A 10,013-nucleotide genomic window follows, 5' to 3' on the forward strand; every position below is an offset into this window, starting at 1 on the left:
CGCGAGAGACCTGACGGCACTGTAGCGGCATGTCCCCAGCAGGCAAGGTCAAAAGCCCCAACTGCTGGGGGACATGGCCGGTCGCCGATGTCTCAGGCCGTCGTCTCCGGTGCCTTGCCGCTGGTACCACGCACCACGAGCTTCGGATCCAGTACGGCCTCTCGGGCTTCCAGTTCCGGGTTCTCCAGCCGTTCGACGGCGAACCGCACGGCGTGTTCCGCCATCAGCGTCGCGTCCTGGCGGACGGTGGTCAGGCCGATCGGCATCAGATGGGAGAGGTGACTGTCGTCGTACCCGACAACCGACACATCACGCGGGACATCGACGCCTGCCCGCGTCAGGGCCATCAACAGGCCCCACGCACACCGGTCGTTGCCCGCGAGAACCGCTGTCGGCAGGGCCTGCCCTTGATCGCGTTCCGCCAGGAACAGGCGGCCCGACTCGATGCCCGACTCCTCCGTGTGCTGCCCGGGGATGACCCGCACCTCGGCCTCCAGCCCGTGCCGGCGCATCGCGGCCCGGTAGGCACGCCGCCGCTCGGCCGATCCGGGGCTCCGGCCGCCGTCGATGTGCACGATTCGGCGGTGCCCCAGTTCGACGAGGTGCTCCATGGCCTGGTGCACTCCCTTGCCTTCCGCGCTGTGGACGAAGTCCACGCGGGCGCGGGGCACTCGGCGGCCGACCGAGACGGTCGCCGCTCTGCGTCCGAGTTCGTCGAGATACCCGGCCTCCGCCTCGGGGCCGAGCAGGATCAGCGCCTCGCAACGATGGCTGAGCAAGGCCTCGGCCGCCTTCGCCTCGCTGCGGTCGTAGGTGGCCGCGGAGAGCAGGACGTCGTAGCCGAGGCGTTCGGCCTCGGGGTAGATCCCCGAGATGAGGTCCGCGTGGAAGGTCTGGTGGACGGTGAACATCACGCCGAGCGTGCGGCTACGGCCGCGGGCCAGCAGCCTGGCCGCGCTGTCGGGGTGGTAGCCGATCTCGTCGGCCACCCGCAGCACCCGCTGTCGCGTCTCCTCGCTCGCGCCCGGCTGCCCCCGGAAGATGATCGAGACGAGCGCCCGCGACACGCCCGCTTTCGCAGCGACGTCCGCCATCGTGGGCCGCTGCTTTCCTGCCGCATCCACCTGTGAATCCACCTTCCGCCGCGGCCAACCCTACGGGCCCTCTGAAATCTCCCAGCAACAAGGTATTGACATGACATTTGGACAGGAGTCATCGTACACAGACTAGAGCGCGCTAGTAGAGCGCGGCAGTGAAACTCCTGTACGCCTCCGTCTCCGGCATGAAAGGGAAACCAGCGTGATGCCGTTCGAAGTGCTGACCATGGGCCGTGTAGGGGTGGACGTATATCCGCTCCAGACCGGTGTGGGGCTGGCCGAGGTCACGTCGTTCGGCAAGTACCTGGGCGGGAGTCCGACCAACGTCACCGTCGCCGCGGCCCGTTACGGGCACTCCGCGGCCGTGATCACGAAGACGGGCCGGGACCCGTTCGGGGACTTCGTCCGCACGGCCTTGGAGGGGTACGGCGTCGACAGCCGGTTCGTGGGTACGTCGGACATCGCGCCGACGCCGGTGACGTTCTGCGAGATCTTCCCGCCGGACGACTTCCCGCTGTACTTCTACCGGCTGCCCAAGGCCCCCGACCTGGACATCCAGCCGGACGACCTGGACCTCGACGCCGTCCGTGACGCCCGGATCTTCTGGGTCACCGGGACGGGGCTGAGCGAGGAGCCGAGCCGTTCGGCCACCCTGGCCGCGCTGGCCCATCGAGCGAAGGCGGGGACGACGGTCTTCGACCTGGACTGGCGGCCGATGTTCTGGATGGACGCAGGTCAGGCGCGTTCGTACTACGCCGAGGCCCTGCGCCACACCACCGTGGCCGTCGGCAACCTCGACGAGTGCGAGGTGGCGACGGGTGAGCGCGAGCCGTACGCCGCCGCGAAGGCACTGCTCGCCGCCGGGGTGGAGTTGGCGGTGGTGAAGCAGGGCCCCAAGGGCGTCCTGGCCGTCGACCGCGACGGTTCGGCCGTCGAGATACCGCCGGTCCCGGTGGACGTCGTCAACGGACTCGGCGCCGGTGACGCGTTCGGCGGCGCGCTCTGCCACGGCCTGCTGTCCGGCTGGGACACCCGCCGTACGGTCGCCTTCGCCAACGCGGCCGGCGCGATCGTCGCGGGACGACTCTCCTGCTCCGACGCGATGCCCACCGAGGCCGAGGTCGAGGCCAAGCTCCGTGTGGTCTCCCCCTCGTCCACCTCTCCCACCACCGAACAAAGGGCGTGACGACGTGCTGTCCGACAACGTGAACCGGATCGTGTCCGCCCGGGTGGGCGACCCCGGTGCCGTCGCTGCCGCCGCCGCGCGCCGCGTCAGAGCCACCTCGCCGCTCGGCGAGCACGGCCGGGCGATGATCATCGCGGCCGACCATCCCGCACGCGGCGCCAACGCCGTCGGGGCCGACCCGAACGCCATGGCCGACCGCTTCGAGCTGCTGGACCGGCTGTGCACCGCGCTCGAACGACCGGGCGTCACCGGAGTGTTGGCCACCGCCGACATCCTGGAGGATCTGCTGCTGCTCGGCGTCCTGGACGGCAAGAGCGTCTTCGGTTCCATGAACCGAGCCGGACTCGCGGGCTCTTCCTTCGAGATCGACGACCGCTTCACCGGGTACGACGCCGAGACGATCGCCGCGATGGGCTTCGACGGCGGCAAGATGCTCACCCGGATCGCCCTCGACGACCCGGCCACACCCTCCGTCCTGGAGAACACCGCCCGTGCCGTCAATGAGCTGAACGACCGTCAACTCATCGCCATGGTGGAGCCGTTCCTCTCCTCCTGGCAGGACGGGCGGATACGCAACGACCTCTCGACGGACGCCGTGGTCAAGTCGGTCACCATCGCCTCGGGCCTGGGCCGCCGCACCGCCTACACCTGGCTGAAGCTGCCCGTCGTGGACGGCATGGAGCGTGTGCTCGCTTCCTCCACCCTCCCGGCCCTGCTGCTGGGCGGCGAGGTCAAAGACGCCGAAGCGGCCTTCGCCTCCTGGGGCAAGGCCCTCCGACTCCCCACCGCACAGGGCCTGGTGGTCGGCCGCTCCCTGCTCTACCCGTCCAACGGCGATGTCGCCGGCGCCGTCGACAAGGCGGTGAGCCTGCTGTGAGCGACACGAGCAAGTACCACCTGCCCAACGGGAGTTCGATCGACGGTCCGTACGAACTCGCGGTCTCGCCCGAGTCGGCAGGCTGGGGATACTCCGGCCTCAGGATCCTGACCCTGAGGCCGGGCGAGGCACACGCCCTGTCCACCGGAGACTCCGAGTTCCTGGTCCTGCCGCTGACGGGCTCCTGCACCGTCACCACGGACGGCACGTCCTTCGAACTCGCCGGCCGGACAGGCGTGTTCGCCTCGGCCACCGACTTCGCGTACCTCCCCCGCGAAGCGGAGGCCCTGATCAGCAGTGCGGACGGTGGGACGTTCGCACTGCCCTCCGCCCGTACCGAGCGGAGCTCACTCTCCGCTCGGTACGGGCCCAAAGAGCGCGTGCCCGTCGAGTTCCGCGGCGCCGGAGCGTGCTCCCGCCAGGTCAACAACTACTGCCTGCCCGGCACCTTCGACGCCGAACAGCTCCTGGTCTGCGAGGTCCTCACCCCCGGTGGCAACTGGTCCTCGTACCCGCCCCACAAGCACGACGAGGCCCGCCCCGGCGCCGAGTCCGAGCTGGAGGAGATCTACTACTTCGAGGTCGCGGGCGACGGTGACGGCTTCGGGTACCAGCGGGTCTACGGCACCCCCGAGCGGCCCATCGACGTGCTCGCCGAGGTCCGCTCCGGCGACGCCGTGCTGATCCCGCACGGCTGGCACGGGCCGTCGATCGCGGCGCCCGGCTACGACCTCTACTACCTCAACGTCATGGCCGGCCCGGGCCAGGACCGTGCCTGGCTGATCTGCGACGACCCCGCCCACGGATGGGTGCGGGAGACCTGGCGGTCCCAGGACATCGACGACCGCCTGCCGTTCGAAGGACTGACGCAGCGATGACCACCGTACGACTCACCACCGCCCAGGCCCTGGTCCGCTTCCTCGCCAACCAGTACAGCGAGCGCGACGGCCAGGAGCAGCGGCTGATCCCCGGGGTCTGGGGCATCTTCGGGCACGGCAACGTGGCCGGGATCGGCCAGGCGCTGCTCCAGGCGTCCGTGACCCAAGAGGCGGACCTGCCGTACTACTTGGCCCGCAACGAGCAGGGCATGGTCCACGCGACGGTGGCCTACGCGAAGATGCGCGACCGGCTGGCCACCTTCGCCTGCACGGCCTCCACCGGCCCCGGCTCGACGAACATGATCACGGGCGCGGCGCTCGCCACGACGAACCGCATCCCGGTCCTGCTGCTCCCCAGCGACATGTTCGCCACCCGCGCCGCCGACCCGGTGCTCCAGCAGCTGGAGGACACCCGGGGCGGGGACGTCACCGTCAACGACGCCTTCCGTGCCGTGTCGAAGTACTTCGACCGGATCTCCCGGCCCGAGCAGCTGATCCCCGCCGCGCTCGCGGCCATGCGGGTGCTGACCGACCCGGTCGAGACCGGCGCCGTAACCCTCGCCCTGCCGCAGGACGTGCAGGCCGAAGGCTACGACTGGCCGGTCGCGTTCTTCCGGCGCCGGGTCTGGCACGTGGGCCGCCCGGTGCCGGAGCCCGCCGCTGTCGAGCGGGCCGCACGCCTGCTGCGCGACGCCCGCAGGCCGCTGATCGTCGCGGGTGGCGGGGCCGTGTACTCCGGCGCCGAGAGCCGACTGCGGGCCTTCGCCGAGGCCACCGGCATCCCGGTCGCCGACACCCACGCCGGCAAGGGCGCGGTCCCCTGGGACCACCCGTGCGCGGTCGGCGGCATCGGCTCTACGGGTTCGTACGGGGCCAACGAACTGGCGAAAGAGGCCGACGTCGTCCTCGGCATCGGCACCCGCTACAGCGACTTCACCACCGCCAGCCACACCGTCTTCGCCGACCCGGACGTCGCCTTCGTCAACCTCAACGTGGCCCGCCTCGACGCGGTCAAGCACTCCGCAGAACCACTGGTGGCCGACGCCCGGCTCGGCATCGAGGCCCTCGCGGGCGCGCTGGCCGACTGGGAGGTCAGTCCGGAGTACCGCGCACGGACCCGTCAACTCATCGCCCGTACAAGGGAGATCGAGGACGGCTGCTTCACGGTGGGCCACGGCCCGCTGCCCGCCCAGACGGAGATCCTCGGCGCGCTCAACGACGTCCTCGGCGACCGTGACGTGGTCATCAACGCGGCCGGTTCCATGCCCGGCGATCTCCAACAGCTGTGGCGGGCAAGGGATCCGAAGGCCTACCACGTCGAGTACGCGTACTCCTGCATGGGCTACGAGATCGCCGCCGGCGTCGGCGCCAAGATGGCCGATCCCTCCCGCGAGGTCGTCGTACTCGTCGGCGACGGCTCGTATCTGATGATGGCCCAGGAGATCGTGACCATGATCTCGGAGGGCCTGAAGGTCATCGTCGTCCTGGTCCAGAACCACGGGTTCGCCTCCATCGGCGCCCTGTCGCAGGCGCTCGGCTCACAGCGGTTCGGCACCAAGTACCGCTACCGCAACGGCACTTCGGGCCAGCTCGACGGAGAGATCCTCCCCGTCGACCTCGCCGCGAACGCCTCCTCGCTCGGTGCGGACGTCCTGCACGCCGCCTCCGTCGACGGGTTCCGTACGGCGATGGAGAAGGCGAAGGCCGCCGCCCGCACCACGGTCGTCCATGTCGAGACCGACCTGTACGGGCCCAACCCGCCCGCACACGGGTGGTGGGACGTGCCCGTCAGCCAGACCTCCGCCCTCGACTCCACCCGCGGCGCGTACGAGACGTACGCCGCCAACAAGCTCGCCCAGCGCCACTACCTGTAAGGACACCTGCCGTGAATACCATTCAGCACTGGATCGACGGTACGGCCGTGTCCGGCACGGACACCGCCGCGGTGTTCGACCCGGCCACCGGCCAGAAGCAGGCCCGGGTCGCCCTGGGCGGGCCCGACGTCGTCGACACCGCCGTCAGCGCCGCCGAGCGGGCCTTCGAGTCCTGGTCGGAGTCGTCGCTCACACCGCGCACCCAAGTGATGTTCGCCTTCCGCCAGTTGCTCGTCGACCACGAAGAAGAGCTGGGGCGGATCATCTCCGCGGAGCACGGCAAGACCGTGGCCGACGCACGCGGCGAGATCACCCGCGGCCGGGAGGTGGTCGAGTTCGCGTGCGGTCTCGGCGATGTCCTGAAGGGGTCGTTCTCCGACCAGGTCTCCCGCGGCATCGATGTCCACAACTTCCGTCAGCCGATCGGTGTCGTCGCGGGCATCACCCCCTTCAACTTCCCTGCCATGGTGCCTCTTTGGATGCACCCGATCGCCATCGCGACCGGCAACACCTTCATCCTCAAGCCCAGCGAACGGGACCCGTCGGCCGCGAACTTCGTCGCCGAGCTCTATCGCCGTGCCGGGCTCCCCGACGGCGTCTTCAACGTCGTGCACGGAGGCAAGGACGCCGTCGACGCGATCCTCGCCCACCCCGGTATCGCGGCCGTCTCCTTCGTCGGATCGACCCCGATCGCCAAGTACGTGCACGAGCAGGCCACTTCGCACGGCAAGCGCGTCCAGGCGCTCGGCGGCGCCAAGAACCACGCCGTCGTCCTCCCCGACGCCGACCTGGAGTTCGCCGCCAACCACATCACCGCCGGCGCCTACGGCTCGGCCGGCGAGCGCTGCATGGCCCTCTCCGTCGCCGTGGCCGTCGGCGAAGCGGCGGACGGCCTGGTGGAGGTGCTGTCCCGCAAGGCCCGCGAGGTGAAGGTCGGCCCCGGTCACATCGCGGACGTCGAGATGGGGCCGCTGATCACCAAGGTCGCCCAGGAGCGCGTCGAGAACGCCGTCGCCACCGCCGCCGAACAGGGCGCCACCGTCGTCGTGGACGGCCGGGGACTCAAGATCGAGGGCCACGAGGACGGCTTCTTCACCGGCCCCTCCCTCCTCGACCACGTCACCACCGAGATGGACGCCTACCGCGACGAGCTCTTCGGCCCCGTCCTCGCGATCGTCCGCGTCGACACCCTCGACGACGCCATCGCCGTCATCAACGCCAACCCGTACGGCAACGGCACCGCCCTGTTCACCGCCTCCGGCGAGGCCGCGCGCCGCTTCCAGCGCAACGTCAAGGTCGGGATGATCGGCGTCAACGTGCCGGTGCCCGTGCCGATGTCGTACTACTCCTTCGGCGGCTGGAAGGACTCCCTCATCGGAGACTCCCCCATCCACGGCCCCGAGGGCATCCGCTTCTACACCCGCCCCAAGGTCGTCACCACCCGCTGGCCGCAGCCCGCCCAGCAGGTCGCCGCCGGCTTCGACTTCCCCACCTCCAGCTGATCCACAGAGTCCCTTTTCCCCCCTTCGCAAAGGACCGACCATGGCAACGGCGCCAACTCCCCTCCGCACCACCGCCGGCAACCTCTGCCTGGGCTCCGCCCCCGACTCCTGGGGCATCTGGTTCCCCGAGGACGAGCACCAGGTGCCGTACACCCGCTTCCTCGACGAGCTGGCCACGGCCGGCTACCAGTGGCTGGAGCTCGGACCGTACGGCTATCTCCCCACCGACCCGCAGCAGTTGAAGGAGGAGCTGGACGCCCGCGGGCTCCAGGTCTCCGGCGGCACCGCCTTCGGCGCCCTGCACCGGCCCGAGGCCTGGGACGAGATGCTCGCCCACGTCCGGCAGGTCGCCGCACTGACCGCCGCCGCGGGTGCACATCACCTCGTCCTGATCCCGCCCATGTACCGGGACGAGAAGACCGGCGCGTTCACCGAGTCGCCCGAGCTGACCGCCAGCCAGTGGGCGGGCTTCGGCCGCTCCGCCGACCGGCTCGGCAGGCTGCTGCTCGACGAGTACGACGTACGACTCGTCCTGCACCCGCACGCGGACAGCCACATCCAGACCCAGCCGGAGATCGAGCGGCTGCTGAACGAGTCGGACTCCCGCTACACCAACCTGTGCCTGGACACCGGGCACGTGGCCTACGGCGGCGGCGACAACCTCGACCTGATCCGCCGCTTCGGCGAGCGCGTGGGCTACGTCCACATCAAGCAGATGGACCCGGCGATCCTCGGCCAAGTCGCCGCGGAGGACCTGTCGTTCGGCGAGGCGGTCAAGCGGGGGGTGTGCGTGTCACCTCCCGCCGGCGTGCCGAATCCGGCCGATGTGGTGGCCGAACTCTCGCGGCTGGACGCCGAGTTGTTCGTCATCGTCGAGCAGGACCTGTACCCGTGCGCTCCCGAGGTGCCGCTGCCCATCGCGGTCAGCACACGTGAACACCTGGCCGGCTGCGGCCTGACGGGCACCAGCCGCCCGCACCTCGACCGATAGGAGGCAACGGCTATGGACGTCAGGGACGACACGACCACAGCCACGCCCACCGCGATCGCGGACGACGCCCCTCCGGCGGTGTCACGGCGGCTGCGGCTCATCACCGTCATCGCCACCTTCGGGGGACTGCTCTTCGGCTACGACACCGGCGTCATCAACGGCGCCCTGCCCTACATGACCGACGACCTGGGCCTGACCCCCTTCACCGAGGGCATGGTCACCAGCTCGCTGCTGCTCGGCGCCGCGCTGGGCGCGATCACCGGTGGACGGTTCTCGGACGCGCGCGGACGGCGTCGTACGATCCTCGTCCTCGCGGTGGTGTTCTTCGTCGGCGCACTCGGCTGCACGCTCGCGCCGAACACCGCCGTCATGGTGGTGGCCCGGTTCGTGCTGGGCCTCGCGGTCGGCGGCGCCTCGGTGACCGTGCCGGTCTATCTGGCCGAGATCTCGCCCGCAGAGCGGCGCGGGGCGCTGGTCACCCGCAACGAACTCATGATCGTCAGCGGGCAGTTGCTCGCCTTCACCTCCAACGCGGTCATCGCGCGGGTGGGCGGTGAGTCCGGCGGTGTGTGGCGCTACATGCTCGTGCTCGCCACGATCCCGGCCGTCGTGCTCTGGTTCGGCATGCTGGTCATGCCGGAAAGCCCCCGCTGGCTGGCCTCCAAGACCCGCTTCAGCGAAGCCCTGGAGGTACTGAAGCAGGTCCGCTCCCAGCAGCGCGCCGAGGCCGAACTCGCCGAAGTCTCTGCCCTCGCCGTCAAGGAGGACCAGCAGAAGCTCGGCGGCTGGCAGGACATGAAGTCCACGCCCTGGCTGCGCCGGCTGATGTTCGTCGGCTTCGGCATCGCGATCGTGCAGCAGATCACCGGCGTCAACACGATCATGTACTACGGCACTCAGATCCTCACCGACGCCGGTTTCACCGCCGACAGCGCCCTGACCGCGAACATCGCCAACGGCGTCATCTCGGTCCTGGCCACCTTCGTCGGCATCTGGATGCTGGGCCGCGTCAATCGCCGCCCGATGCTGATGACCGGTCAGATCGGTACGACAGCAGCCCTGTTGCTCATCGGCGTCTTCTCCCTGCTGCTGCCCTCGGGCGACGGACGGGCCTTCGCCGTGCTCGCCATGACCGTCACCTTCCTCGCCTTCCAGCAGGGCGCGATCTCACCGGTGACCTGGCTGATGCTGTCGGAGATCTTCCCGATGCGGATGCGCGGTTTCGGCATGGGGGTCGCGGCCGTGGTGCTGTGGCTGACCAACTTCGCCATCGGCCTGGTCTTCCCGACGCTGGTCTCCGCGATCGGGATCTCCAACACCTTCTTCCTCTTCGTGGTGGCGGGCGTCTTCTCGTTCACCTTCGTCAAGCTCTACGTCCCCGAGACCAAGGGCCGCACCCTCGAAACCCTCGAAGCCGAACTCCGGGCGCGCTTCTCCTGAACACCCCTCGTTCCTGAAGGAATTGACCATGACAGTACGTGTAGGCGTCATCGGCGCCGGCTGGATCGGCAACGAGCACATCCAACGCCTCACCCACACCGTCACCGGCGCCCGCGTCACCGCGGTCACCGACATCGACCCCGACCGCGCCGCCGAAGCCGCGGCGCC

9 protein-coding genes are annotated in these 10,013 nt (G+C 69.8%); 8 read left to right on the forward strand and 1 reads right to left on the reverse strand.

Annotated elements, in window-relative coordinates; all coding sequences use genetic code 11:
- Positions 1-92: 92 nt before the first annotated feature.
- Complete coding sequence (locus SSP08S_RS54005) at positions 93-1,094, reverse strand: LacI family DNA-binding transcriptional regulator (protein ID WP_019075957.1); 1,002 nt, start codon at positions 1,092-1,094, stop codon at positions 93-95.
- A gap of 208 nt (positions 1,095-1,302) precedes the next feature.
- On the opposite strand from SSP08S_RS54005, the gene iolC reads away from it, so the two are divergent.
- The 8 genes from iolC to SSP08S_RS60570 all read left to right on the forward strand — a co-directional run.
- Positions 1,303-2,283, forward strand: coding sequence for a 5-dehydro-2-deoxygluconokinase (gene iolC / locus SSP08S_RS54010; protein WP_019075958.1), 981 nt, complete (start codon positions 1,303-1,305; stop codon positions 2,281-2,283).
- Positions 2,284-2,287: 4 nt separating this feature from the next.
- Positions 2,288-3,160, forward strand: a complete 873-nt coding sequence (locus SSP08S_RS54015) for a Cgl0159 family (beta/alpha)8-fold protein (protein ID WP_019075959.1) — start codon at positions 2,288-2,290, stop codon at positions 3,158-3,160.
- Positions 3,157-4,038, forward strand: coding sequence for a 5-deoxy-glucuronate isomerase (gene iolB, locus SSP08S_RS54020; RefSeq protein WP_019075960.1), 882 nt, complete (start codon positions 3,157-3,159; stop codon positions 4,036-4,038). The genes SSP08S_RS54015 and iolB overlap by 4 nt, the downstream gene beginning before the upstream one ends.
- A complete protein-coding gene (gene iolD, locus SSP08S_RS54025) occupies positions 4,035-5,912 on the forward strand; it encodes a 3D-(3,5/4)-trihydroxycyclohexane-1,2-dione acylhydrolase (decyclizing) (RefSeq protein WP_019075961.1) in 1,878 nt (625 codons plus the stop codon). The genes iolB and iolD overlap by 4 nt, the downstream gene beginning before the upstream one ends.
- An 11-nt stretch (positions 5,913-5,923) precedes the next feature.
- Positions 5,924-7,414, forward strand: coding sequence for a CoA-acylating methylmalonate-semialdehyde dehydrogenase (locus SSP08S_RS54030; protein ID WP_019075962.1), 1,491 nt, complete (start codon positions 5,924-5,926; stop codon positions 7,412-7,414).
- A gap of 40 nt (positions 7,415-7,454) precedes the next feature.
- Positions 7,455-8,405 carry a TIM barrel protein gene (locus SSP08S_RS54035; protein ID WP_019075963.1) on the forward strand — a complete coding sequence of 317 codons (951 nt, stop codon included), beginning with the start codon at positions 7,455-7,457 and terminating at the stop codon, positions 8,403-8,405.
- Between the two features lie 12 nt (positions 8,406-8,417).
- Entirely contained in the window at positions 8,418-9,845 is a 1,428-nt protein-coding gene (locus SSP08S_RS54040; protein WP_019075964.1) for a sugar porter family MFS transporter, read from the forward strand.
- 28 nt (positions 9,846-9,873) lie between these two features.
- On the forward strand, positions 9,874-10,013 hold a 140-nt coding region (locus SSP08S_RS60570; protein ID WP_158697370.1), incomplete at its 3' end, for a Gfo/Idh/MocA family oxidoreductase.

The organism is Streptomyces hokutonensis, assembly GCF_000376565.1.
GTDB lineage: Bacteria > Actinomycetota > Actinomycetes > Streptomycetales > Streptomycetaceae > Streptomyces > Streptomyces hokutonensis.

Coding starts and splice junctions, on each gene's coding strand:
- SSP08S_RS54005 (WP_019075957.1), bottom strand. CDS start 1,094: ATGGCGGACGTCGCTGCGAAAGCGGGCGTGTCGCGGGCGCTCGTCTCG.
- iolC (WP_019075958.1), top strand. CDS start 1,303: ATGCCGTTCGAAGTGCTGACCATGGGCCGTGTAGGGGTGGACGTATAT.
- SSP08S_RS54040 (WP_019075964.1), top strand. CDS start 8,418: ATGGACGTCAGGGACGACACGACCACAGCCACGCCCACCGCGATCGCG.
- iolD (WP_019075961.1), top strand. CDS start 4,035: ATGACCACCGTACGACTCACCACCGCCCAGGCCCTGGTCCGCTTCCTC.
- SSP08S_RS54035 (WP_019075963.1), top strand. CDS start 7,455: ATGGCAACGGCGCCAACTCCCCTCCGCACCACCGCCGGCAACCTCTGC.